The following is a 25,898-nucleotide window of genomic DNA, read 5'->3' on the forward strand; positions in this document are numbered from 1 at the left end:
CTGTTGAGTGGTTGCCCACGATCCCCTCAGCAGAAGTGAGTTTGTGATGTCCGCCCGTTCCGGTTCGCCTTCGCGTCCGCACAAGACCAGCAACGGTCCTGTGTCCGACGCGGGTTTCGTGCTGGATGTCCGCAATCTCGGCCGTCGGCCGGGAACCATGCGGGAGGTGCGGCGCACCGCCACCGAGCACGAGCGGATGGGTCTCGACCTGATCGCCATCCCGGCCGACGCCGAGGTGGACCTGGACCTGCAGCTGCAGGCGGTCTCGGAGGGTGTGCTGGTCACCGGCACGGTGTCCGGGCCGACGGTCGGGGAGTGCTCGCGCTGCCTCGAGCCGTTCGAAGACCGGGTCGAGGTTCGTCTGACGGAACTGTTCGCGTATCCGGACAGCAAGACCGAGCAGACGACCGAGGACGCCGAGGTCTACCGCATGGAAGACGACCTCATCGACCTCGAGCCGGTGATTCTCGACGCCATCGGGCTGGAGCTTCCGCTGCAGCCGCTGTGCACGCCGGACTGCGCGGGCCTGTGCCCCGAATGCGGTGTGCGGATGGCGATTGCCGGTCCCGATCATGGGCATGAGATACTGGATCCCCGCTGGGCCAAGTTGGCATCGTTCGCCACCGAGGCGCCCGGCACCGGCGATCCCGCCGAGGGTTCCACCCCCCAAGACCGATCCGCTCCCGGGGCAGACGACGCCCGTGTGGTCAGCGAAAACCAAGAGGAGAAGTAGCCGTGGCTGTTCCCAAGCGCCGGATGTCCCGTTCCAACACCCGGTCGCGGCGCAGCCAGTGGAAGGCCGTTGCGCCGACCCTGGTCACCTGCCCGAACCGTGCCTGCGGTGAGAAGACCCTCCCGCACATCGCGTGCCCGTCCTGCGGTACCTACAAGGGCCGCCAGGTCACCGCTGCTGTCTGATCGCCCGATCAAACGTAGCGACGTGACCGATCACGCCAGTCTCCTCGCCGCCCTCGGTGTCGACGTACGACCGGAGCTTCTGCGCCTCGCGCTGACGCACCGGTCGTACGCGTACGAGAACGGTGGCCTGCCGACCAACGAGCGCCTGGAATTCCTCGGCGACTCGGTGCTCGGCCTGAGCATCACCGAACGCCTCTACACCGAGCACCCGGAGAAGTCCGAGGGTGAACTCGCGAAGCTGCGCGCCAGTGTGGTGAACATGCACGCGCTCGCCGAAGTGGCGCGTGGCCTCGGCGACGGCGGACTCGGTCAATACCTGCTGCTCGGCAAGGGCGAAGAGCTCACCGGCGGCCGCGACAAGCCGAGCATCCTCGCCGACGGCATGGAGTCGTTGCTCGGTGCGGTGCACCTCGAGCACGGCATCGAGGTCGCGCGTGGTGTGGTGCTTCGCCTGTTCGCCGATCTCCTCGAGCGCGGTCCACGCATGGGCGCGGGCCTCGACTGGAAGACCAGCTTGCAGGAACTCACCGCCGAACGCGGTCTCGGCGTGCCCGCCTACGAGATCACCTCCACCGGCCCGGATCACAACAAGGAGTTCACCGCCACCACGGTGATCGCCGGGAATCCGTACGGTTCGGGTGTCGGCCGCTCCAAGAAGGAAGCCGAGCAGAAGGCCGCCGGTGCCGCCTACAAGGCGCTCACCGAGAAGACCGCCGCCGCGGACGAAGCCGCCCAAGCCTGACGTGCCGGAACTTCCCGAAGTCGAGGTGGTGCGGCGCGGTCTGGCCGAGCACGCCGTCGGCCGGGTCCTCGAGGACGTGACCGTCACCCATCCGCGTGCTGTGCGCAGGCATGTGGCAGGTCCGGCCGACCTGTCCGCGCAGCTCACCGGGCTGCGAATCGACGCCGCTCACCGGCGCGGCAAGTATCTCTGGCTCACCTTCGACGAGGCCCGGCCGCACCGGACCGACAGCGGCGACCCCGCGTCGGCAGCCGCAATGGATCTGGCCCTGGTCGTGCATCTGGGGATGAGCGGCCAGATGTTGGTGCAACCCGCCGCGGCGCCGGTCGAGAAGCACGCCCATATCCGGGCGATCCTCGACGACGGCGCCGAATTGCGGTTCGTCGACCAGCGCACGTTCGGCGGGTGGTCGCTGGCCGGGCTCGTCGAGGTCGACGGGAGCATCGTCCCCGACACCGTCGCCCACATCGCCCGCGACCCCCTCGATCCGCGTTTCGATCGCGAAGCTGTCGTCGCCGCGATCCGGTCCAAGAACACCGAGATCAAACGGGTGCTGCTCGATCAGACCGTGGTATCGGGCATCGGCAATATCTACGCCGACGAGGCGCTGTGGCGGGCCGGGCTGCACGGCACCCGGATCGCCGCGAGCCTGACCCGTCCCGCGCTGCGCACCCTGCTCGATGCGGTCACTGCCGTGATGACCGAGGCACTGGCCGTCGGCGGCACTTCCTTCGACGCGCTGTATGTGAACGTGAACGGCGAATCCGGGTATTTCTCCCGGTCACTGGCCGCCTACGGCCGCGAGAACGAACCGTGCGATCGCTGCGGTGCCCTGTTGATCCGTGAACAGTTCATGAATCGGTCGTCGTTTTCCTGTCCGACGTGTCAGCGGAAGCCGCGTCGACGCTGATCGCGGCGCGATACCGTTTCCCTGACAGATCTGCCGCAGGTGGGGTCCCAGGAGGACGGGTATGCGCAAGCTGACGTATTTCGTGGCATCGACGATCGACGGTTTCATCGCCGCCGAGGACGGGTCGGTGGACTTCTTCCCGGTGGGCGGTGATCACGTGCCATCGATCATCTCGCAATACCCGGAGACACTGCCGACCAAGGTGCGCGAGGCGCGCGGGGTCGCGGCGGGCAATATCTACTTCGACACCGTCATCATGGGCCGCAAGGCCCACGACTTCGGAGTACGCACCGGCACCGCGAGCCCGTACGAGCATCTGCGCCAGTTCGTCGTGTCGACCACGATGCCCGAGCCGCCCGCGCCCGGCGTCGAGGTGATATCCGGCGATCCGATCGCGGCGGTGCGCGATCTGAAAAAGCAAGCAGGCCTGGGTATCTGGCTCTGCGGTGGCGGTGAACTCGCCCAGACCCTGCTGCCCGAGATCGACCAGGTGTTCCTGAAGCTGTATCCGGTGCTGCTCGGCACCGGCAGGCCGCTGTTCGGTGGTGGCATGAAACTGCCCGAGCCCGAACGCTTCCGGGTGATCACCAGCCGGGTGTACTCCGACGGTGTCGCCTTCCTCAAGTACGGCCGGATCCGGTAGCGATGACGGGCCTCGATCCGGTTGCCGCCCTGCGCGAGATCGCGTTCTGGCTCGAACGATCGCGCGCCCAGACCCATCGCGTGAAGGCCTACCGGCGGGCCGCCGACGTCGTCGAGGGGCTGTCGGAGGACGAAAGATCCTCGCGCGCGGCCGAACACAGCTGGCAGGACCTGCCCGGTATCGGACCCAAGACCGCCACGGTCATCGAACAGGCCTGCGCCGGTGAGATCCCCGCCTACCTGGCCGACCTGCGCGCCGCCGCCGAACCCATCGGCCCCGCGGGCGAGCCCCTACGCACTGTCCTCCGCGGTGACCTGCACACCCACTCCGACTGGTCCGACGGCGGCAGCCCGATCGGCGAGATGATGCGCATGGCCGCCGCACTCGGCCACGAGTACTGCGCGCTCACCGACCACTCCCCGCGCCTGAAAGTCGCCAACGGGCTGTCCGCCGAACGGTTGCTGCGCCAACTCGACGTGATCGCCGAACTCAACGACGAACTCGCCCCCTTCCGCATTCTCACCGGCATCGAGGTCGACATCCTCGACGACGGCGCCCTCGACCAGCGCGCCGATCTGCTCGAACGGCTCGACATCGTGGTCGCCAGCGTGCACTCACACCTGCGCGACGACAGCGCGACCATGACCAAACGCATGGTCTACGCCGTGGCCGACCCGAATGTCGACGTGCTCGGCCACTGCACCGGCCGGCTCGTGGAAGGCGGGCGCGGCACCCGCCCCGAATCCAGCTTCGACGCCGAGCTCGTCTTCGAGGCCTGCCGCAAGTACGGCACAGCCGTGGAGATCAACAGCCGCCCCGAACGCCGCGATCCGCCCGGGCGGCTGATCGACCTCGCCGTCGAAGTCGGCTGTTACTTCAGCATCGACACCGACGCTCATGCACCGGGCCAATTGTCCTGGCAGGGCTACGGATGCGAACGTGCCGTCGCGCACGGGGTGACGGCCGATCGGGTCGTCAACACGTGGCCGCTGGACGACCTGCTCGCCTGGACGGCGGAATCCGGTGGGTGAAAGTTTGCCCAACAGCTGATGTCGGCGGCCGGGCAGCGGGTCCTCCTCTGATACAACTCGATTCGGACGAGTGGTGTGGGGGACTGGTGAACTTTCCGATCGAGATCGTGCTGTCGGTGCTCGGTATCGCCGTCGCCACCGCAACCTTCCTGCTGCAATTCGTACTGGTCGGTCGCAAACGCGTCGGGTACCGGGTACAGATGGACACGCCGGTGACCGGCGAAACCGAATCGGTGCTCGCAGGGGCGCTCCACAACCTCACGACGGGCGCGGGCGGCAACGAGCAGCTGGCGCGGCTGTCGTTGGTTCTGGTGCGGATCGAGAACGCGGGCAGCTTGCGCATCGGTGACGACGACTACGTGACGCGCACCAACAGCGAGGTGGGATTGCATCTGGTCTTCCCCGAACGCAAGGTGATCGGGCTCGCGGTCAACGAACTGTCCAACGGTGTACAGCGTGACAATTTCGACGCCGATTCCGCACTGGCGCAACGTGACGAGGTCGTCCGTGCGCAGCCGCGCGGCATCATCGACCTTCCGAAGGTGCCGCTGGAGCGGGGGCAGCACTACAAGATTCTCGCGGTTCTGCGCCGGGAGACCGGATCCGGTGAACCGGAAGCTCCGTTCGTCGAGGGCAGCATCAAGGGTGGCTCTGTCGCGGTGACAGAGAGCAACTCCGGGCCGAGTAAGAAGATGCTCGCGCTGTGCGGCTTTCTGGTCGCCGTGGTGGTCGTTCAGCTGGTTCTCTCGATCGTGCGGCCGGACCCCAAACCGAGCTACTGTGCCGACGGCAACCTCACCCTCGTGGGCTCCACCGCCATGGAGAAGATGGTTCGCGAGGCCGCGAAGAACTACGAAACCCACTGCTCCGGTGCCGGATTCACGTTCGACTTCGTCGGCACGAGCGACGGTCTGCGCGTGCTGGACAAACCCGAGCCCGCACCCGACACCGTCGCCATCGGCGAGGGCCCCAAGCGCGACACCTTCCCCGACCTCTTCGAGACTCCGTTCGCGGTGGCCCCGTTCGCCGTGGTCACCCACCCCGGCCTGGGCATCGCCGACCTGTCGACCGCGCAGATCCAGCGCCTGTTCCGCGGCGAGATCGACAACTGGCGAATGCTCGGTGGTCCGGATCTGCCCGTGGTCGTGGTGGATCGCCAGCACGGATCCGGGTCGCGGTACGCCCTCGAAGCCCGCCTGCTCGACTGGCAGCGCCCGCTCTACCAGCCCGAATTCTGTGCGGGCAGATCGCGACTTGTGCACTGCGAGGTCGGCTCCACCGGGGAGATGGCCGAGGTCGTCGCCGCGACGCCGGGCGCGGTGGGCTACCTCGAGGCGACGACCGTCGGCGAGGGGCTGCGCGCGGTGACCATCGATGGGCAGCCGGCGACCGAAACCCATGTGGCCGACCGCAGCTACCCGTTCTACTCGGTGGAATTCGCCTTCCACGACTACCCGGGCGGCGACATGCCCGCCGGGTCGCTCGCCGCGAAATTCGTCGACTATCTCGTCTATGGTGACGGGCGGCTCGTCGTCGCCGAATTCGGTGGCATCGCCTGCCTGGAGTTGGCCAGGCGATCAGAATGCGAACCGTAATCGAAGTGTGCTGATCGGTCGCTCAGTGCGCTACGGCCGTCGGTAGTCCGCAGCGCGACTCGGCCGTGACAATTCTCTGTACGGCGTAGACCGGCCGTGACGGCGGAATCTGCTGTCGCGGCAGGGAATCGCGTACAACAAAACCAGCAACATGCTGGTTTACTTTCCGGTAGCGGGGTACGTTCCTTGACGGCCCCTCTGATCAGGCGGGCACCCCAGCGGTGCGCTCCGCGCCTGGCCAGGCCAACCATGCCCCATGGACGGCGGTGAAGCTCTCGGTCTCCACCCCGCCGAGGCGGCCATCTCTTGTTCGCGCAAGTGTTGCGAGGTTGTGTCCCTGGAAGGAAGGTCATGAGTACAGATATGTCGGCAATGTCGCCGACCGGGTTCTCCAGTTCTGATCTCTATTCGATCGAGCACAATGGTGGCCCACTGCGAATTGCGATGGTCGTGCCACCGTATTTCGATGTTCCCCCCAAGGCGTACGGCGGGGTGGAAGCTGTTGTCGCCGAATTGGTCGATTCCCTGTGTGAGCGCGGCCATCACGTCACCCTGTTCGGTGCGGGCGAGGCCGGTACCAAAGCGAATTTCGTCCCGCTGTGGGACCGGATCGTGCCCGAGCGGCTCGGTGACCCGTTCCCGGAGGTGGTCCACGCGCTGCGCGTGCGCCGCGCGATCGAGCGACTGGCCGACACCGAGGGCATCGACCTGGTGCACGACCACACGTTCGCCGGACCGCTCAACGCCCCCGCCTACGCCAATCTCGGCCTGCCGACCGTGGTCACCGTCCACGGCCCCGTCCAGGACGACTGCTACCGCTACTACCGCGAACTCGGTGAGGAGTGCTCGCTGATCGCGATCAGCGATCGGCAGCGCGAGCTGGCGCCGGATCTGGGCTGGGCCGGTCGCGTGCACAACGCGCTTCGCCCGGATCAGTGGCCCTTCCAGCCGGAGAAGGACAACTACGCGCTGTTCCTCGGCCGCTTCTCGATGGACAAGGGACCGCACCTGGCCCTCGACGCCGCCCACGAGGCCGGTATCCCGCTGATCCTGGCGGGCAAGTGCTCCGAACCGCCGGAAAAGGCCTACTTCGAGGAATATGTGCGCCCGCGGCTCACCGCGGACGATCATGTATTCGGCCTCGCCGACGCGACCGCCAAGCGTAAACTGTTGGCCGGAGCTCGGTGTCTGCTGTTCCCCATTCGCTGGGAGGAGCCGTTCGGCATGGTGATGATCGAGGCAATGGTCTGTGGCACACCGGTTGTCGCCCTGCGCGGCGGCGCGGTGAGCGAAGTGCTGGTCGACGGTGTCACCGCGCGCATCTGCGAGGATCCCGCCGAACTGCCCGCCGCGATCCACGAGGTCGCCACCTACGACCCGGCCGCCTGCCGGGCGCACGTGGAGGCGAACTTCGGCGCCGACACCCTGGGTCGTGGCTACGAACAGGTGTACCGGGAAATTCTGGCGCGCACCACGATCGGATACGGCAGCGCCTTCGCGATGCCGTTCGTCGCGGCGACCACCGGGCGCGCATGAGCCACAGCGACGCGCAGCCGAGCCCGACTCCGCTGAACGCGGGTGAACCGGCCGGGCTCGGCGGCCACGGCGGCAATGTGACCCTGGTCGAGGGCGGCACCTTCTGTCTCTCGGACCGGCTCGGCGACGTGGAGCCGGGAAAACCGCAGGGTTTGTTCTTCCGTGACGCGCGGGTCATCTCACGCTGGGAACTGCTGGTCGACGGCAAGAAGCCCGAGCCGCTGTCGGTGCTGAGCCCGGAGGCTTTCGCAGCGCGTTTCGTGCTGCGCAGGCCGCCGCAGGCCGGCATGGCCGACAGCACCCTGCTCGTGGTGCGCGATCGGCTCGTCGCCGAGGGCATGCACGAGGTGATCACCCTCGAGAACATGAGCCGCGAAGCCACCGCGGTCGTGCTCGAGGTGCACGTCGACGCCGACTTCGTCGACCTGTTCTCGGTGAAGGAGGGCCGGGCGGGTGGGCGCCGCGCGGAGATGACCACCGCCGACGGCGAACTGCTGCTGCACGACCGCGCCGACCTGGCGCGCGGGCTCGCCCTCACCTCGACGGTGGAGCCGATGGTGCTGCCCGGCACCATGATCTGGCGCATCGTCGTGCCCGCGGGTGGTCGCTGGCAGACCGAGATCGCGGCCCTGCCCGCAGGCGCGGCCCAGCGCCCGCCGATGCAGGGTTCGGTGGGCGAACGCTATCGGGCGAGCGAACCGGTGAAGAAGATCCAGGCCTGGCGGGCGACGGCCACCGACATCACCAGCGATTCCCTGATGCTCAACCGGATACTGCGGCGCAGCGAAAGCGATCTCGGCGCACTGCAGATCCACAGCGATTCCGGTACCGGCCGGCCGTTCGTCGCGGCGGGCGCGCCCTGGTTCATGACCCTGTTCGGTCGCGACTCGTTGCTCACCGCCTGGATGTCGCTGCCGCTGGAAACCGACCTCGCCCTCGGCACGCTGCAGCAGCTGGCCGAATTGCAGGGCGAGACAGTGGATCCGCTGGTCGAGGAGGAACCGGGCCGCATCATGCACGAGATGCGCCGTGGCCCGGCCGTCGGGCAGGTCCTCGGCGGCCAGATCTACTACGGCACGGTCGACGCCACCCCGCTGTTCGTGATGCTGCTCGCCGAATGTCTGCGCTGGGGGGCCGATCCCGCGTCGATCGCCACCCTGCTGCCCGCCGCCGACGCCGCCATCAGCTGGATCACCGATTTCGGTGACCGCGACGACGACGGTTTCGTCGAATACGTGCGCGCCACCGACCGTGGACTCATCAACCAGGGTTGGAAAGACAGCTTCGACGGCATCAATTTCGCCAGCGGCCAGCTCGCGCAGGCCCCGATCGCGCTGTGCGAGGTGCAGGGGTACGTCTACGCGGCGCTGCTGGCGCGCGCCGAACTCGCCGACGCCTTCGACGACGAACCGCTGGCCCGCAAGATGCGCGAACGCGCCGTCGCCTTGCGCACGAAATTCGCCGAGCAGTTCTGGCTACCCCAGTGTGGTTGGTACGCCGTGGCTCTGGACGGCAACAAGCGCCAAGTCGATGCGCTCACCAGCAACGCGGCGCACTGCCTGTGGTCGGGAATCGCCACCGACGAGCACGCCGAGATCCTGATCCGGCACCTGTCCTCGCCGGAGATGGACTGCGGATTCGGTTTGCGCACACTGGCTTCCAACATGGGTGCCTACAACCCGATGAGCTACCACTGCGGTTCGGTGTGGCCGCACGACACGGCCATCGCGGTGGCCGGGCTCATGCGGTACCAGCACGTGCCGGGCGCGATCGAACTGGCCACCCAGCTCTCGGCCGGGCTGCTCGACGCGGCAGCGGCTTTCGACGGCCGTCTGCCGGAGCTGTTCTGCGGTTTCCCCCGTGGACGCTTCGCCGCACCCGTGCCCTACCCCACCTCCTGCTCCCCGCAGGCCTGGGCCAGCGCCGCGCCGTTGCTGCTCATCCGCTCCTTCGTCGGCATCGACCCGGACGTCCCCGCCAAGACCCTGACGGTTCGTCCGCGCGTGCCCGCCTCGTGGGGCATCGTGCGCCTGGCCGATTTCCGGCTCGGCACCGACACGATCGACATGGAAGTGCGTGGCACCGAGATACTCACCGCGAGCCTGCCCGAGGGTTGGGAACTGGTGATCGAATAGCGCGGCGATGCGCCGGGAACCCCCGCGGTACCCGGCGCATCCGTTCAGCGCGACAGCGGGAACTGCTCGTCCAGTGCGAGATTGAGCTCGAGGACGTGCACGCGCGGTTCACCGAGGAAGCCGAGCGTGCGGCCGTGGGTGTGCTCGGTGAGTACGGTGCGCACCTGCTCGGGGGAGATGCCGCGCGCCCGCGCCACCCGGTCGACCTGGATGGCGGCGTACTCGGGGGAGATGTGCGGGTCGAGGCCGCTGCCGCTGGCCGTCACCGCGTCTGCGGGCACCACCGGGTGGGCCGGTGCGTCGCCGAGGACCGGAACGAGCACGCCCGTCGAGTAGTCCTCGCCGGTTCGCGCGCATTCCACCGCGACACCACGGAAGGTGGCGGTGAAGGGGCGCGTCGGACATGGCTCGTTGACACTGACCACCCGTTCCGGCCGCGACACGTCTCCGTCGGCATCGCGCGGACCCAGCACCGAGATCACCGCGCCCACACCACTTTCCGTGCAGAACTGGCGACGGCCGTCGACCCCCTCACGGACACCGACCTCCGCAGAACGCGCGCAGGCGGCGGTGAGCAGGCTGATCCGGTCCGCCGTGTCGACGATGTCCTCCGGGCCGAGATTGCTCGCGGCGGTGGCGAGCGGGTCGTAGCCCTCACCCGCCGCCGACGGACGGCTCTGGAAGTACTGCCCGAGGGCGGTGCCGTCGGCAGCGGTGAACGACTGCCCGATCAGGCTCGAGCCAACCAGCCTCCCGTCCCGCTCGACGAGCGATCCGGCGGCTCGCTGATCCAGACCGGGCAACTGGGCGATCGTGAAAACCGCCAGCGGGTAGGCGATTCCGGTGACCGCGGTGAGCACCAGCAGTGCACGCAGGGCGGCAAGGTGCTGGCGGAACCAGGTCGAAGTACGCATGTCAGGCCATCCCGGGAAGGAGTCGGACGAACAGATCGATGACTTTGATGCCGAGGAACGGCACGATGATGCCGCCCAGCCCGTAGACGGTCAGGTTGCGGCGCAACAGGACCGACGCGCTGCTCGGCCGGTAGCCGACGCCGCGCAGAGCCAACGGGATGAGCGCGACGATGACGACCGCGTTGAAGATCACCGCCGACAGAATCGCCGACTGCGGGCTGGCCAACCGCATGATGTTCAGCGCGTCCAGGCCGGGGAACAGCGGCACGAACAGGGCCGGGATGATCGCGAAGTACTTGGCGATGTCGTTGGCTATGGAGAACGTGGTGAGCGCCCCACGAGTGATGAGCAGCTGTTTGCCGATCTCCACGATCTCGATCAGCTTGGTCGGATCCGAATCCAGATCGACCATGTTGCCTGCCTCTTTGGCCGCCGAGGTGCCGGTGTTCATGGCCACGCCGACATCGGCCTGGGCCAGTGCGGGGGCATCGTTGGTGCCGTCGCCGGTCATCGCGACGAGGCGGCCCCCGTCCTGTTCCTTCTTGATGAGGGCGAGCTTGTCCTCCGGAGTCGCCTCGGCGAGGAAGTCGTCGACGCCCGCTTCGTCGGCGATCGCCTTGGCGGTCAGCGGGTTGTCGCCGGTGATCATCACCGTGCGGATCCCCATCCGCCGCATTTCGTCGAAGCGTTCCCGCATGCCCTGTTTGACCACGTCTTTGAGATGGACGACGCCGAGCACGCGGGCGGTGCCGCCGTGGACCTCACCGACCATCAGCGGTGTTCCGCCGGACGCGGAAATACCGTCGACGAGGGCGGACGCTTCGGCCGGTACCGAACCGCCCTGCGTGCGAACCCAGTCGGCGACGGCACCGGCAGCGCCCTTGCGCAAGCGGCGCCCGTCGGCCAGGTCGACACCGGACATGCGCGTCTGGGCGGTGAACTCCACCCAGACGGCGCCCGGCAGTTCCCCCGCACCGCGCTCGCGCAGGTTGAACACTTCCTTGGCGAGGACGACGATCGAGCGGCCCTCCGGGGTTTCGTCGGCCAGGCTCGACAATTGCGCCGCATCGGCCAGCTCGTCGTCGAGAATTCCTGGCACGGCGACGAATTCGGCGGCCTGACGGTTGCCGAGCGTGATGGTTCCGGTCTTGTCCAGCAGCAGCGTGTTCACATCGCCCGCCGCCTCCACCGCACGTCCCGACATGGCGAGCACATTGCGCTGCACCAGCCTGTCCATCCCGGCGATGCCGATGGCCGAGAGCAGCGCGCCGATGGTGGTGGGGATCAGGCAGACCAGTAGCGACACCAGCACGATGCCGGTGATGCCGTCACCGTCGAGCGCCAGGGTGTCGGCAACGCCCGGGTTGTTCGACTTCGAGAAGATCGCCAACGGCTGCAAGGTCGCGACCGCGAACACGAAGATGATCGTCAGCGCGGCCAGCAGGATGTTCAGCGCGATCTCGTTGGGCGTCCGCTGCCGGTTCGCGCCTTCCACCAGGGCGATCATCTTGTCGATGAAACTCGCGCCTGGCTCCTGGGTGATGCGGACGACGATGCGGTCCGAAAGCACGGTGGTGCCACCGGTGACCGCCGAACGGTCGCCACCGGATTCGCGGATCACCGGTGCCGATTCACCGGTGATCGCGGATTCGTCCACCGACGCGATGCCCTCGACCACATCGCCGTCGCCGGGGATCACCTGGCCGGCCTCCACCACCACGAAGTCACCGCGACGCAGTTCGGGTGCGGCAACCCGCTGCTCGACGAGCGGGGCGCCCGGCGTCCAGTCGGTGAGCCGGCGGGCGACGGTGTCGGTCTTGGCTTTTCGCAGGCTCTCGGCCTGCGCCTTGCCGCGCCCCTCGGCCACGGCCTCGGCCAGATTCGCGAAGACCACCGTGAGCCACAGCCAGGCGACGACGGCCCAGGCGAAGAACGACGGTTCGGTGATCGCCAGCACGGTCGACCAGGCCGCGCCGATCTCCACGATCAGCATGACCGGGTTCTTCCAGAGGGTGCGCGGGTCGAGTTTGCGGATCGCCTCGGGCAGCGCCGTGCGCAACAGCGTCGGGTCGAGAACGCCGCGGGCGGCCCGCTCGGTGCGCGGTGCGCGCGGGGGAGTGAGGGTGGGGACGGTCATATCAGTGGATTCCTTCGGCGAGCGGCCCCAGCGCGAGGGCGGGCAGGAAGGTGAGCGCGACCAGGATCACCGTCACCCCGACCACCAGGCCGACGAACTGCGGCCGGTGGGTGGGCAGGGTGCCGACCGAGGCGGGCGTGTGGCCCTGCGCGGCCAGCGAACCGGCCAGTGCGAGCACGACGATGATCGGGACGAACCGGCCGAGCAGCATGGCCAGCCCGAGCGCGGTGTTGAACCAGGTGGTGTTGCCGGACAGTCCGGCGAAGGCCGAACCGTTGTTGTTGGCGGCGGAGGTGAAGGCGTACAGCACTTCCGACAAGCCGTGCGGTCCGCTGTTGAGCATGCTGTCGCGCGGCCCGGGCAGGGCCGTCGAGACCGAGGTGCCGACCAGCACGATCAGCGGGCTCACCAGGAAATATGTGGCGGCGAGCTTGATTTCGCGCGGCGTGATCTTCTTGCCGAGGTATTCCGGTGTGCGCCCGACCATCAGGCCCGCGACGAACACCGTGATGACGGCCAGGATCAGCATGCCGTAGAGGCCCGAACCCACCCCGCCGGGCGCGACCTCGCCCAGCTGCATGTTCACCATGGTCACCAGGCCACCGAGGCTGGTGTAGGAGTCGTGGAAGGAATTCACCGCACCGGTCGAGGTGAGGGTCGTCGCCCCGGCGAACACGGCCGAATCGGCCACACCGAAGCGGGTTTCCACCCCTTCCATCGACGCACCGACGGCGGTGGGCACGGTTCCGTGGTGTTGCGACTGGAACACACTGAGCAACGAAACGCTCACCAGAGCAATGGTTCCCATCACGGCGACGATCGCGTAGCCCTGCTTCGTGCTGCCGACCATGCGCCCGAAGGTGCGCGGCAGCGAGAACGCGATCAGCATCAGGGCGAAGATCTCCACGAAGTTCGTCCACGTGGTCGGGTTCTCGAACGGGTGCGCGGCATTGGCGTTGTAGAAACCGCCGCCGTTGGTGCCGAGTTCCTTGATCGCCTCCTGGCTCGCGACGGGGCCGCCGGTGATCGTCTGCGCGGCGCCGCCGAGGGTCTGCGCCACCTGGTCGTGCAGGTGGAAGTTCTGGATCACCCCGCCGGCCACCAGCACGACCGCGACGACGAACGCGAGCGGCAGCAGGATGCGCACGGTGCCGCGCACCAGGTCGACCCAGAAATTGCCGAGCTCACCGGTGCGGTGGCGGGCGAAACCACGGACCAGTGCGACGGCCACCGCCATACCCACTGCCGCCGATACGAAGTTCTGCACGGTCAGCCCGGCCATCTGCACCAGGTGACCCTGGGTCGACTCGCCGGAGTAGTTCTGCCAGTTGGTGTTGGTGACGAAACTGACGGCGGTGTTCCACGCCAGCGCCGGCGTCATCTCGGTGCCCGGATCGTTCAGGTGCAGCGGCAGCGCGCCCTGGACCAGCTGGAAGAAGAACAAGCCGAGCACACCGACGGCCGAGAAGGCCAGCACACTGCGGGCGTACACCGGCCAGGTCTGCTCGACCTCGGGCTGCGCGCCGATCGCACGGTAGATCAACCGCTCGGCACGGGAATGCCGTTCGCCGCTGTACACCCGGTACATGTAGTCACCGAGCGGCACATGTGCCAGTGCCAGCGCGAGTACAAGGGCCGCGAGGAACACGATCCCCGCTGTTGTCGTGGTCACCTAGAACCTCTCGGGAAAGAGCAGGGCCGCCACCATGAACACGGCGACACCGGCGGCGAGCACCAGACCGACCAGATTCGCGATCACAGCTTCTCCATCCCGCGCTGGATCAGGCCCAGCAGCGCGAAGACCGCCACGGTGAGCACCGTGAACACCACCACAGACATGTCCGACCTCCTCGCGCCCCACCGTGGGGCGCCAAGGCGAGTCAAGGCCTTCGGATGGGCGGCACGGGCATTCCTTACGGATCCTTAGCGCACCGAGGCGCCGCCTTTGCGGGTTGTTGACGGTGCACCGGGCGATGATGAACCGGTGAAACGCGGTCGACTACGCATCTACCTGGGTGCCGCACCCGGCGTCGGCAAGACCTACGCCATGCTCGGTGAGGCACACCGGCGACTCGAGCGTGGCCGCGATGTGGTCGCGGGCGTGGTGGAGACCCACGGGCGGGCGAAGACCGCCCAGCTGCTCGACGGGATCGAGCGGATCCCGCCGAAGGCCGTGCCATACCGAGGCACCGAACTGCCCGAGCTCGACGTCGACGCGGTGCTCGCGCGCAAGCCCGCCGTGGTGCTCGTCGACGAACTCGCCCACACCAACGCCCCGGGCAGTGCGCACGAGAAACGCTGGCAGGACGTGGAGGCGATTCTCGATGCGGGGATCGACGTCATCTCCACGGTGAACGTGCAGCACCTCGAGAGCCTCAACGATGTGGTCGCCCAGATCACCGGCATCGAACAGCGCGAGACCGTACCCGACGCGGTGGTACGCGGGGCCGACCAGGTGGAACTCGTCGATCTGACACCGGAAGCGCTGCGGCGCAGGCTTTCCCACGGCAACGTCTACGCCGCGGACAAGGTCGACGCGGCGTTGCGGAACTACTTCCGGCCCGGAAACCTCACGGCCCTGCGCGAACTCGCGCTGCTGTGGTTGGCCGACCAGGTCGACGCGGCACTCGCGAAGTACCGGGCCGACCACGACATCACCGAGCTGTGGGAAGCGCGCGAACGCGTGGTCGTCGCGGTGACCGGTGGTCCCGAATCGGAGACCGTGGTGCGCCGGGCCGGGCGGATCGCCTCGAAATCCAGCGCGGAACTCGTGGTGGTGCACGTGGTCCGGGGCGACGGGCTGGCCGGGGTGTCCACGCAACGCCTGGCGCGGCTGCGTGAACTCGCCGCCGCGCTCGGCGCCTCGCTGCACACCGTCACCGGCGACGACGTGCCGACGGCACTGCTGGAATTCGCGCGCGAGGTCAACGCCACGCAGCTGGTACTCGGCACCTCGCGGCGCTCGCGTTGGGCCCGGATACTGGACGAGGGCATCGGCTCCACCGTGGTGCAACGCTCGGGCAAGATCGACGTGCACATGGTGACCCACGAGGAAGCCAACCGTGGAGTCCGGCGCAATCCGCTGCGAACACGCCAACCCGTGGTCGCCTGGGTTGCTGCCTTGCTCGTGCCCACGCTGGTGAGCGTGCTCTGCTGGGCGGTGCTCGACCGGCATCTGCAACTCGGTGGGCTCAGCGCGATGTTCTTCGTCGGGGTCGTCGCGGTCGCGCTGCTCGGTGGGGTGCTGCCCGCGAGCGCCTCGGCTCTGCTGTCGGGGCTGCTGCTGAACTGGTTCTTCACCACGCCGCGCTACAGCCTCACCATCGCCGAACCGGACAACTTCGTCACCGTGGTCGTGCTGTTGATCGTGGCGGTGGCGGTGGCGGCGCTCGTCGACCTCGCGGCGAAGCGAACCAGGCAGGCGCGCAAGGCATCTCGCCAGGCCGAGCTGCTCACCCTGTTCGCCGGGGCGGTGCTGCACGGCGCCGACCTACCGCGTCTGCTCGAACAGGTCCGCGAGGTCTACGGGCAACGCGCGGTGAGCCTGCGCTGCGGTGACGAAGTGGTCGCCTCGGTCGGAGCCGACCCGCCGCATCGGGTCGCCGACGCGGCGACCGCGATCGAAGCGGGCGACGCGACCGGCGTGCTGCTGCTTGCCGGGCATCCGCTCGATCCGGGGGAGCGGCCCGTGCTCAACGCGGTGGCGAACCAGGCCGTCGGCTTGGTGCGTCAGCAGCGCCTCACCGAAGAGGCCGGGGCGGCGGCCGCACTGCTCGAAGCCGACCGGCTGCGACGCGCGTTGCTGTCGGCGGTGAGCCACGACCTGCGCACCCCGCTGGCCGGGGCCAAGGCGGCGGTGTCGAGTCTGCGCAGCGACGACGTGGAGTTCTCGCCCGAGGACACCGGCGAACTGCTCGAGGCCATCGAGGAATCCGTCGACCAGCTCACCGCGCTGGTCGGCAACCTGCTCGATTCGTCGCGGCTGGCGGTCGGGGTGGTCACGCCGCAGACGCGGCAGGTGTATCTGGACGAGGCGGTGCATCGGGCGCTCGTCAGCGTGGGTATGGGGACGAGGGGGCTGCGGCGTGCGGCGATGGACCGGGTGACGGTGGAGGTCGGTGAGATCTCGGTGTCGGCCGACAGCGGATTGCTCGAACGAGTACTGGCGAATCTGCTGGACAACGCCCTGCGCCACGCCGGACGCGACACGCCCGTGCGCGTGACCGCTGACCGCGTGGGCGACCGGGTCGTCGTCGCGGTGGTCGACACCGGGCCGGGCGTGCCCGCGGGTAGCGAGGAGCACCTGTTCGAACCGTTCCAACGACTCGGGGACCGCGACAACACCACCGGCGTCGGCCTGGGACTGTCGGTGGTCCGCGGTTTCGCCGAGGCCATGGGCGGTACCGTCCACGCCGAACCCACGCCAGGCGGCGGACTGACAGTGCTGCTCGACCTGCCCGCCGGTGCGTCTGCTTCGACCGCCCCCGCCGTGCGACGAGGAAAGTGAGGACATGAGCAACTCATCGGGGACGGACGCGCCGCAGCCCGGCGATTCCCGGTCGGCCGGGCCCACCACCCGCGTGCTCGTCGTCGACGACGAGCCGCAGATCGTGCGCGCGCTGCGGATCAACCTGTCGGTGCGTGGGTACGAGGTGTTCACCGCGGGCAACGGCGCCGCCGCGTTACGCGTGGCCGCGGAGAAGCAGCCGCACGTGGTCATTCTCGACCTGGGCCTGCCCGATCTCGACGGCATCGAGGTGCTCGCCGGGCTGCGCGGGTGGACCTCGGCGCCGGTGATCGTGCTCTCGGCGCGCACCGATTCGGCCGACAAGGTGGAGGCGCTCGACGCGGGCGCCGACGACTACGTCACCAAGCCGTTCGGGATGGACGAACTGCTGGCCCGGCTGCGGGCGGCGGTCCGGCGCGGTGCGGGGGCGGCCGACGAGGCGGAACCGGTGGTTGTCACCGATTCCTTCACCGTCGACCTGGCCACCAAACAGGTCACCAAGAACGGCACGCCCGTCCACCTGACCCCCACCGAATGGGGGATGCTCGAGATGCTGGTCCGCCATCGCGGAAAACTGGTGGGCCGCAAGGAATTACTGCGCGAGGTGTGGGGCCCGGCGTATGCCACCGAAACCCACTATCTGCGGGTCTATCTGGCCCAGCTGCGCCGCAAACTCGAAGACGACCCCGCCCATCCCCGCCACCTGCTCACCGAGCCGGGGATGGGCTACCGCTTCCACCAGTGACACGGTTCGCCCAGGCGCGGCGCAGGAGTCCGGCCTCGAGCCGAGCGCATGGCCGCGGCCGCACCTGTGCCTTTCGAAACCGGACTTGCCTCAGTGGGGTAGTGCGCGGCGTCACTCACCGGAATGACGATCGAGGCGCCGACGTTCCCAGGCGTGAGTTGTTCCCCACGAGGATGGCAGGATCAGGCCCATGTCAGTTGAGCAGAATGCACCCGTGACCACCGCGCCCGTCGAACTATGGGTCGAGCGCACCGGCACGCGGGCCTACACCGGACGTAGCAACCGTGGCGCCGAGGTGCTGATCGCCTCGCAGGGTGTGCCCGGCGCGTTCACCCCCGGTGAGCTGCTGAAGATCGCCCTCGCCGCGTGCACCGGGCTCAGTTCCGACCTGCCGCTCTCGCGTCGCCTCGGCGACGACTTCGACGCGACCATCCGCGTCTCCGGCGACGCCGACCGCGAGAACGAGCTGTACCCGCAGCTCGACGAGGTGTTCGAGCTCGATCTGTCCGAACTCGACGAAGAGGCCCGCGAACGACTGCTGGTCACCGTGCAGCGCGCCGTCGACAAGGTGTGCACCGTCGGTCGCACACTCAAGGCGGGCACCAAGGTGACCTTGAACTTCGACATCGACGCCTGACCCCGAGGAGCCGTTGTGACCGAACCTGTCCGACTGTCCGCGTGGGTCCACGGGTACGTCCAGGGTGTGGGTTTCCGCTGGTGGACACGCTCGCGCGCACTGGAGCTCGGCCTCACCGGGTACGCGCGCAACCACGCCGACGGACGGGTCCACGTGGTGGCCGAGGGACAACGAAGCTCGGGCGAGAAGCTGCTGGAGCTGCTACGGTCCGGCAAGGCGCCTGGGCGGGTCGACCTGGTTGTGGAAAGCTGGGAGCCCGCGCGCGGTGACATGACCGGATTCGAGGAGCGGTAGAAGTGACTTCGGGGGTTAGGCGGCAGTGAGCACACACAACCCTGGTTCGCCCGACCAGCCGGACCAGCCGGGCGGATCCTCGCCCTGGACCCCGCCCGACTCCGGAGCGGGCCCGACCCCGCCGGAACAACCCGCGGGCACGCCGCCCACCTGGCCGCCGCCACCGCAACAACCGCCGCAACCACGTCCCGGCCGAATGGACAGGCAGGAACCGGGCCGCACCCAGCCCCGCCCGCCGACGGTCGCCGAGGCACGCGCGCGCGAGAAGGCACGCAATCAGGCCGAGCAGGCCGAACGCGCCGCCGCCGAAGCCGCGGAAGCCAAGCGCCGCACCAGGAAACGGGTGATGATCGGCGGTGTCGCCGTGGTCGGAGTCGCGGCCCTCGTCGGCGGCGGCTACCTCGCCTACCGGGCGGTCAACGCCCCCGAACAGGTCACCGCCTCCTGCGTGCAGATCGACCAGAACGGCCAGGAGGTCGTCGTCCCGGACGAGCACTGCGGCGACGGCAAGACCAACTTCCGCAGCGACAACTCCGGTGGCATGGGCAGCCTGATCCTGCTCGGGTGGCCGCAGTACCGCTACCACTACGGCGGCAACGCCACCATCGGCCGGCCGCCGAGCGGGGGCACCACGGTGAAACCGCGCAACGCCGAGATCAAGACCAAGTCCGGCACCACCGTTCAGCGCGGCGGCCTGGGCAGCAAGTCCGGCGGGAGTGGTTCCTAGTGCGACGTGTCGCGAGTACGCCACGGCCGGGCTGGCAGCAGATCATCGAAAGCCAGGGGCTCGTCTACGGCGTGCCCGGCCGCGATGCCAGCGGCCAGCCACGGCCCTACTGGGACGAATCGGTGCACTACGAGTTCTCGATGGACGAGATCCTCGCGCTGGAAGCCGATGTGGAACTGCTGCAGTCGATGTGTCTGCACGCGGCCGAACACGTGGTTCTCACCGAGCGGTACGCCGATTTCGGTCTGCCGGAATGGAGTTGGGGCCCGATCGCCGAATCCTGGCGCCGCAGCGACCCTTACGTGTACGGCCGGTTCGACCTGCGCTACGACGCGCGCCGCCCAGCCAAACTGCTCGAGTACAACGCCGACACCCCCACCTCGCTGCTCGAAGCCGCCATCATCCAATGGCACTGGTTGCAGCAGGTGTATCCCGGTGGGGACCAATGGAATTCACTGCACGAGAAGCTGGTGGAGCGCTGGGGCGAGCTGCGTGATGTGCTGCCCGGCACCGAACTGCACTTCACCTGGTCGGGTGCCGACGCCACCGGTGAGGACAACGTCACCACCGCCTACATGCAGGAAACCGCCGCCGAGGCGGGCTTCGACACCGTCGCGCTGCCGATCGAGGAGGTCGGTTTCGACACCGAACTCGGCCGGTTCGTCGACCTCGCCGAGGCGCCCATCGAATCGGTCTTCAAGCTCTACCCCTGGGAATGGATCCTCGACGACGACTTCGGCAAACGCGTCGTCGCGAGCATCCCGCAGACCGCCTGGATCGAACCACTGTGGACCACCCTGCTGAGCAACAAGGCGCTGCTGGCGATCCTGTGGGAGATGTATCCCGGCCACCCGAACCTGTTGCCCGCCTACCTCGACGACCCGCACGAGCTCACCGAATACATCCGCAAACCCAAGCTCGGCCGTGAAGGCGCCAACATGACCATCGTCGGTCCCGGCATGGAGACCGCGACCGGTGGGGTGTACGGCGCCGAGGGCTTCGTCTACCAATTGCTCGACCCGCTCCCGGAATTCGACGGCATGCGTCCCGTGCTCGGGGCGTGGGTCGTCGGTGACAACGCCGCCGGGCTCGGTATCCGCGAGACCGCGGGCCTCATCACCGATGACGGCGCCGCGTTCGTCCCGCACCGCATCGTCGACTGACCACAACACTGTTTCGAAAGGACCACGATGACCGCCCTCGCCCTGGAATCGGGTTATTGGAGTGCGCTCGGTGAAGGCGTCGGCGCCATCATCCTGTACTGCCTGATCGGCCTGATCCTGATGCTGATCGGATTCTTCGCCATCGACCTGACCACTCCCGGCAAGCTGCGCGACCTGGTGATCGCGGGCAAGCCCAACGCGATCATCGTCTCGGCAGCGGGCATGATCAGCATGGCGTTCATCGTCGTGTTCGCGGTGCTGGCCACCGATCCGGGCGCCAAACTGACGCAGGGGCTGATCACGGCGGTCGTGTTCGGTCTGGTCGGCATCGTCGCGCAGGTGATCTCGGTGCGCGTGGTCGAGAAGGTCACCGGCATCGACATCGGCCGCACCCTGCACGCCGACACCTACACCCCCGAGGTCCTCGTCGTGGCCGCCGCCCACTTCGCCCTGGGCTTGGTGGTGGCGTTCGCGATCCTCTGACCCGCCTCCCCGCGAATTCTGGCCAGACTCAGGGGCGGTGAGACTCGGGACGCGGCCGACGGTGTCGCGTTGTGTCGGGTCAGCCCGTCCCCGGTGAGTTACCCATGTCCTTGCGATGGCGGTTGTTGCGTCAGTGGGGATTGATGTGCTTCATCTGCTTTTGCAGTTGGCGCAGGTGGGTGGCGGTGCCGGGCTGGGCCTCCCAGCCGGTGATGACGCGGAACAGCAGGACCGCGCCCCATGGGCCGATCACCCACATCGGCCAGAAGTAGGTGAGTTCGCCTGCGGTCAGCGAGATCAGGCCCCAGATGACCAGCACGATGATGCTCACGCCGAGCCAGCTGCCCGCTTCGATGCGCTGCCACACGGGGATGCGCGGTGCTTGTTTCGGCGGGGTGGTGGGTTGCTTGTCCGGCAGGGCAGGCAGGTCCGAAAGGACGAGGGCGAGGTCGTCGCGGGTGGTGGTCGCGTAGACCTTCGCGACGCGCAGGTCGTACTCGGCCAGATCGAGTCTGCCGTCGGCCAGGTGAGTGCTCAGCTGGGCCACGATCGCATTGCGCTCGGCATCGGACGCGCGCGTGCCGGGGGTGATGTCCATACCGACAACCTCTCGTTCACCAAACACAGTGATCTGCTGGTACCAAGCGTCCACCCTCCACTGTGTAATGTCAACCCTTCGTCCGCCTACCGGCCGGAGGTTCACGGCGCCACGACGGCGATCGGATAGGCTCACGCGAGCACACGGGCGGCAACACAGCCCGGTGCGATGTTCCAACCGCAGGCCGCGTGTCTTGCCCTCTCGCACCTAGGTCTGGCCAGAACTCCCGGAGAGGCGGGTGGCGTTGCATCTGAAGAGCTTGACGCTGAAAGGGTTCAAGTCTTTCGCGTCCGCAACCACGTTGCGCTTCGAACCCGGCATCACCTGTGTCGTCGGGCCCAACGGGTCGGGCAAGTCCAATGTCGTCGACGCGCTCACCTGGGTGATGGGCGAGCAGGGCGCCAAGGCGCTGCGCGGCGGCAAGATGCAGGACGTCATCTTCGCCGGAACCAGCGGACGTGCCGCCCTCGGGCGTGCCGAGGTGACGCTGACGATCGACAACTCCGACGGCGCGCTGCCCATCGACTACGCCGAGGTGTCCATCACCCGCCGCATGTTCCGTGACGGCGCGGGCGAATACGAGATCAACGGCAGCAGTTGCCGCCTGATGGACGTGCAGGAACTGCTGTCGGACTCCGGTATCGGGCGTGAGATGCACGTGATCGTCGGGCAGGGTCAGCTGTCGGCGATTCTCGAGTCGCGGCCAGAGGACCGGCGCGCGTTCGTCGAAGAGGCCGCGGGCGTGCTGAAGCACCGCAGGCGCAAGGAGAAGGCGGTCCGCAAGCTCGATGCGATGCAGGCCAATCTCGCCCGCCTCACCGACCTCACCACCGAACTGCGCCGCCAGCTCAAACCGCTCAGCAGGCAGGCCGAGGTGGCCCGTCGCGCCCAGACCGTGCAGGCAGACCTGCGCGATGCCCGGCTGCGCCTGGCCGCCGACGACCTGGTGACGCGGCGCGGCGAACTCGAGTCGCAGCTGAGCAAAGAGGCCTACGCGCGCGAGCAGCAGATCAATGTGCAGTCCGAACTCGACGCCGCCAATGCCGCGCTCGCGCAGCAGGAGTTCCAGTTGTCGCGGCTGAGCCCGAGCGCCGAGGCGGCCGCGCAGACCTGGTTCCAGCTCTCCGCGCTGGCCGAACGCGTCAACGCGACCATCCGCATCGCCGCCGATCGCGCCCGCAACCTGCACACCGAGGCACCCGTGGGCACCGGCCGCGACCCCGAGCAGCTCGAGGCCGAGGCAGACCGGATCGAGGCCGAGGAAGCCGAACTGCGCTACGCCGTGGAAATGGCCGCCGAAACACTCGAGGCCGCGCGGGAAGCGCTGGCCGATCGCGAACACGCCGCCAAAGCCGCCGAACAGGCGCACCTGGCCGCCGTGCGGGCCATCGCCGACCGCCGCGAAGGGCTGGCCAGGCTGTCGGGTCAGGTGGAGAACCTGCGCACCCGGGCGCAGTCTGTCGACGCCGAGATCGCGCGGCTGTCGGTCGCCATCGCCGACGCGCGGCACCGCGGCGAGGCCGCCCAGGCCGAATACGACACCGTGCAGGACGAACTCGGCGATCTCGACGCGGGGGAGAAGGGGCTCGACGCCCAGCACGAACACGCCGTCGCCGCTTTGGAATTGGCCGACGAGCGGGTGCGTGAACTGCGCGAACAGGACCGCGAGGCGAGCAAGCTCGTCGCCCGGCTCGGGGCGCGCATCGAAGCACTCGAGATGAACCTGGCCCGCAAGGACGGTGCCGCCTGGCTGCTCGAACACGGGGTGAGTGGCGTCGGCGACCGGCTGTCGGGGCTGCTGCGCGTGGAAGCGGGATTCGAAGCCGCCCTCGCCGCCTTGCTCGGCCCGCTGGCCGACGCGATCACCGCCGACACCGCCGCGGCCGCCGATGCGGCTGTGCGCGAGCTGCGAGCGGGTGACGGCGGTCGGGTGGCATTCGTCTTCGCCGCCGCGAGTTCGACCTCGTCCGCTGCTGAGAGCGGCTCGTCGGCGGGCGAGGCTGTGACGCGCGCTCGTGCCGATGCCGGGAGTGGCTTGCCGGGTGCGGACGTTGCGGCGCGCGCCTCTGACGACGCGGGGAGTGGTTCGCCGGGTGCGGACGCTCCGACGGGCGCTCGTGCCGATGCCGGGAGTGGCTTGCCGGGTGCGGACGTTGCGGCGCGCGCCTCTGCCGATGCCGGGAGTGGCTCGCGGGGAACGGATCAGCCTGCGAAGCGCGCTCCCGCCGATGCCGGGAGTAGTTCGGTGGGGTCGGGTCGAGGTCGTGCGCTCTCGGCAGACGCTGAGCGTGCGCCGCTGCCCGGAGGGGCCAGGTGGCTCGCTGATGTCGTCGACGGTGCCGCGCAGGTGCGGTCCGCGTTGGCCGCGCTCACCGCAGGTGTTGTCGTCGTTGACGATCTGGCAGCTGCCACGGCGCTGGCCGCTGAGCGACCGGAACTGCGGGTCGTCACCCGTGACGGTGATCTGGCCGGGTCGGGCTGGATCATCGGTGGTTCCGAGCGGATGCCGAGTCAGCTCGAGATCCAGGCCGACATCGACGCCGCCACCGCCGAATTGGCCGCCGCGCAGCGCCGCGCCGAGGAGCTCGAGGCCGCGCTGGCGGGTGCGCTCGCGGAGCAGACCGACCGGAAAGAGGCCGCCGACCACGCGCTGATGGCGCTGCACGAATCCGATCAGGCGCTGCTGGCCATCTACGACCGGCTCGCCCGGGTGGGCCAGACCGCGCGCGCCGCGCAGACCGAGGGCGAACGGCTCACCGCCCAGCGCGCCGAAGCCGAAGCGACCCGGGAGAAATCCCTCGCCTCCCTCGCCGAGCTCGAGGACCGGCTGCGCCACGCCGAAACCGAACACGACGACAGCGACGACAGCTACGGCACCGCTGGGACCGAGACCGCCGGGCGGGCCCGCGAAGAGGCCGCCGCCGCGCTTGCCGAGGCGCGGACCATGGAGGTCGAGGCAAGGCTGGCGGTGCGCACCGCCGAGGAGCGTGCGGAATCGGTTCGGGGCAAAGCGGATTCGTTGCGTCGCGCCGCACGTGCCGAGCGGGAGGCGCGGGCGCGGGCCGAACGGGCGCAGGCCGCGCGCAGGCAGGCCGCCGCCGTCGCGGCCGCGGTGGCCGAGTCCGGTGCCAAGATCGCGAAGGAACTCGAGCAGGTGGTGGCCTCGGCCGCCGCCCGGCGCGACGAATTGGTCCGGCGCCGTGGGGAAGTCGCGTCGGCCGTGGAACAGGTCAAGGAACGGGCACGCGCCCTCAACACCCAACTGGCCCAGCTCACCGACGCCGTACACCGCGACGAGGTGGCCAAAGCCCAAGCGGCGCTGCGCATCGAACAGCTCGAGACCACCATCTCCGAACAGTTCGGCATCGCGCTGGCCGATCTGGTCGCCGAATACGGTCCCGATGTGCCGCTGCCGCCGTCGGCGCTGGAGATGCAGGAATACGAGGACGCCAAGGAGCGCGGCGAGCAGGTCACCGCGCCGCAGCCGATGCCCTACGACCGCGCCACCCAGGAGCGCCGCGCCAAACGCGCCGAGAAGGACCTCGCCACCCTCGGCAAGGTCAATCCGCTCGCACTGGAGGAATTCGCGGCGCTCGAGGAACGCTACAACTTCCTGGCCACCCAGCTCGAGGACGTCAAGAACGCCCGCAAGGACCTCCTGGATGTGGTCGCCGAGGTCGACGCCCGCATCCTGCAGGTGTTCACCGAGGCCTACGCCGATGTGGAACGCGAGTTCGTCGGGGTGTTCGCCAAACTGTTCCCCGGCGGCGAGGGCCGACTCGTGCTCACCGACCCGTCCGACATGCTCACCACCGGCATCGAGGTCGAGGCCCGGCCGCCGGGCAAGAAGGTCAAGCGGCTGTCGTTGCTCTCCGGTGGCGAGAAGTCGCTGACCGCCGTGGCGCTGCTGGTCGCGATCTTCCGTGCCCGCCCGTCCCCGTTCTATGTGATGGACGAGGTGGAGGCCGCACTGGACGACACCAACCTGCGCCGCCTCATCGGCCTGTTCGAACAGCTGCGGGAGAAAAGCCAGCTGATCGTCATCACCCACCAGAAGCCGACCATGGAGATCGCTGACGCCCTCTACGGCGTGAGTATGCGCGGTGACGGCATCACCCAGGTGATCTCCCAGCGACTCACCCGTTCCGCCGCCCCGGTCGAGGCGTCCGCTCCGGCCTGACGA

The 25,898-nt window shown here is 68.6% G+C and carries 22 protein-coding genes; 17 read left to right on the top strand and 5 right to left on the bottom strand.

Features of this window, described 5'->3' with window-relative positions; translation table 11 throughout:
• Positions 1-46: 46 nt before the first annotated feature.
• From LDL21_RS06585 to LDL21_RS06625, 9 genes are all read left to right on the top strand, one after another.
• Positions 47-733: a YceD family protein gene (locus LDL21_RS06585; protein ID WP_067493375.1), complete on the top strand. Its 687-nt coding sequence runs from the start codon at positions 47-49 to the stop codon at positions 731-733.
• A gap of 2 nt (positions 734-735) precedes the next feature.
• Positions 736-918, top strand: a complete 183-nt coding sequence (gene rpmF, locus LDL21_RS06590; protein ID WP_022565580.1) for a 50S ribosomal protein L32 — start codon at positions 736-738, stop codon at positions 916-918.
• A gap of 22 nt (positions 919-940) precedes the next feature.
• Positions 941-1,660 (top strand): ribonuclease III, encoded by a 720-nt coding sequence (gene rnc / locus LDL21_RS06595; RefSeq protein ID WP_225279164.1) that lies wholly within the window; start codon positions 941-943, stop codon positions 1,658-1,660.
• A 1-nt stretch (position 1,661) separates the two neighbouring features.
• A complete protein-coding gene (mutM, locus tag LDL21_RS06600; RefSeq protein ID WP_225279165.1) occupies positions 1,662-2,570 on the top strand; it encodes a bifunctional DNA-formamidopyrimidine glycosylase/DNA-(apurinic or apyrimidinic site) lyase in 909 nt (302 codons plus the stop codon).
• Between the two features lie 61 nt (positions 2,571-2,631).
• Entirely contained in the window at positions 2,632-3,213 is a 582-nt protein-coding gene (locus LDL21_RS06605; protein WP_181698459.1) for a dihydrofolate reductase family protein, read from the top strand.
• A gap of 2 nt (positions 3,214-3,215) precedes the next feature.
• The gene (locus LDL21_RS06610) at positions 3,216-4,244 is read left to right on the top strand and encodes a PHP domain-containing protein (protein WP_225279166.1); all 1,029 of its coding nucleotides are present in this window, start codon (positions 3,216-3,218) and stop codon (positions 4,242-4,244) included.
• An 86-nt stretch (positions 4,245-4,330) separates the two neighbouring features.
• A complete protein-coding gene (locus LDL21_RS30000) occupies positions 4,331-5,839 on the top strand; it encodes a substrate-binding domain-containing protein (RefSeq protein WP_225279167.1) in 1,509 nt (502 codons plus the stop codon).
• 372 nt (positions 5,840-6,211) lie between these two features.
• Entirely contained in the window at positions 6,212-7,375 is a 1,164-nt protein-coding gene (locus LDL21_RS06620) for a glycosyltransferase family 4 protein (RefSeq protein WP_225279256.1), read from the top strand.
• Positions 7,372-9,510: an amylo-alpha-1,6-glucosidase gene (locus LDL21_RS06625; RefSeq protein WP_225279168.1), complete on the top strand. Its 2,139-nt coding sequence runs from the start codon at positions 7,372-7,374 to the stop codon at positions 9,508-9,510. The genes LDL21_RS06620 and LDL21_RS06625 overlap by 4 nt, the downstream gene beginning before the upstream one ends.
• A 44-nt stretch (positions 9,511-9,554) precedes the next feature.
• Here the strand turns inward: LDL21_RS06625 and LDL21_RS06630 are convergent, their stop codons facing one another.
• From LDL21_RS06630 to LDL21_RS29745, 4 genes are all read right to left on the bottom strand, one after another.
• Positions 9,555-10,424: a potassium-transporting ATPase subunit C gene (locus LDL21_RS06630; protein ID WP_225279169.1), complete on the bottom strand. Its 870-nt coding sequence runs from the start codon at positions 10,422-10,424 to the stop codon at positions 9,555-9,557.
• A gap of 1 nt (position 10,425) precedes the next feature.
• On the bottom strand, positions 10,426-12,561 hold the full coding sequence (gene kdpB / locus LDL21_RS06635; RefSeq protein ID WP_225279170.1) for a potassium-transporting ATPase subunit KdpB: 2,136 nt from the start codon (positions 12,559-12,561) through the stop codon (positions 10,426-10,428).
• 1 nt (position 12,562) lies between these two features.
• On the bottom strand, positions 12,563-14,233 hold the full coding sequence (gene kdpA, locus LDL21_RS06640) for a potassium-transporting ATPase subunit KdpA (protein ID WP_225279171.1): 1,671 nt from the start codon (positions 14,231-14,233) through the stop codon (positions 12,563-12,565).
• 83 nt (positions 14,234-14,316) lie between these two features.
• Positions 14,317-14,445 carry a hypothetical protein gene (locus LDL21_RS29745; RefSeq protein ID WP_255495634.1) on the bottom strand — a complete coding sequence of 43 codons (129 nt, stop codon included), beginning with the start codon at positions 14,443-14,445 and terminating at the stop codon, positions 14,317-14,319.
• A 100-nt stretch (positions 14,446-14,545) separates the two neighbouring features.
• On the opposite strand from LDL21_RS29745, the gene LDL21_RS06645 reads away from it, so the two are divergent.
• The 7 genes from LDL21_RS06645 to LDL21_RS06675 all read left to right on the top strand — a co-directional run bounded on the left by LDL21_RS06645 (position 14,546) and on the right by LDL21_RS06675 (position 21,117).
• Entirely contained in the window at positions 14,546-17,068 is a 2,523-nt protein-coding gene (locus LDL21_RS06645; RefSeq protein ID WP_225279172.1) for a sensor histidine kinase, read from the top strand.
• A gap of 4 nt (positions 17,069-17,072) precedes the next feature.
• On the top strand, positions 17,073-17,813 hold the full coding sequence (locus LDL21_RS06650) for a response regulator (RefSeq protein WP_225279173.1): 741 nt from the start codon (positions 17,073-17,075) through the stop codon (positions 17,811-17,813).
• A gap of 190 nt (positions 17,814-18,003) precedes the next feature.
• A complete protein-coding gene (locus tag LDL21_RS06655; RefSeq protein ID WP_181700893.1) occupies positions 18,004-18,450 on the top strand; it encodes an OsmC family protein in 447 nt (148 codons plus the stop codon).
• A 15-nt stretch (positions 18,451-18,465) separates the two neighbouring features.
• On the top strand, positions 18,466-18,744 hold the full coding sequence (locus LDL21_RS06660; protein WP_225279174.1) for an acylphosphatase: 279 nt from the start codon (positions 18,466-18,468) through the stop codon (positions 18,742-18,744).
• A gap of 25 nt (positions 18,745-18,769) precedes the next feature.
• Entirely contained in the window at positions 18,770-19,471 is a 702-nt protein-coding gene (locus tag LDL21_RS06665) for a hypothetical protein (RefSeq protein ID WP_225279175.1), read from the top strand.
• Positions 19,471-20,634, top strand: coding sequence for a glutathionylspermidine synthase family protein (locus LDL21_RS06670; RefSeq protein WP_181700897.1), 1,164 nt, complete (start codon positions 19,471-19,473; stop codon positions 20,632-20,634). The genes LDL21_RS06665 and LDL21_RS06670 overlap by 1 nt, the downstream gene beginning before the upstream one ends.
• 27 nt (positions 20,635-20,661) lie before the next feature.
• Complete coding sequence (locus LDL21_RS06675) at positions 20,662-21,117, top strand: DUF350 domain-containing protein (protein WP_067636770.1); 456 nt, start codon at positions 20,662-20,664, stop codon at positions 21,115-21,117.
• A 130-nt stretch (positions 21,118-21,247) separates the two neighbouring features.
• Here LDL21_RS06675 and LDL21_RS06680 read toward each other — a convergent pair whose 3' ends face one another.
• Positions 21,248-21,715 (bottom strand): DUF1707 SHOCT-like domain-containing protein, encoded by a 468-nt coding sequence (locus LDL21_RS06680; RefSeq protein ID WP_225279176.1) that lies wholly within the window; start codon positions 21,713-21,715, stop codon positions 21,248-21,250.
• A gap of 244 nt (positions 21,716-21,959) precedes the next feature.
• Here LDL21_RS06680 and LDL21_RS06685 point away from each other — a divergent pair, with 244 nt between their 5' ends.
• Positions 21,960-25,895, top strand: a complete 3,936-nt coding sequence (locus tag LDL21_RS06685; protein WP_225279257.1) for an AAA family ATPase — start codon at positions 21,960-21,962, stop codon at positions 25,893-25,895.
• Positions 25,896-25,898: the final 3 nt, after the last annotated feature.

Source organism: Nocardia rosealba (genome assembly GCF_020216065.1).
GTDB classification, from domain to species: domain Bacteria; phylum Actinomycetota; class Actinomycetes; order Mycobacteriales; family Mycobacteriaceae; genus Nocardia; species Nocardia rosealba.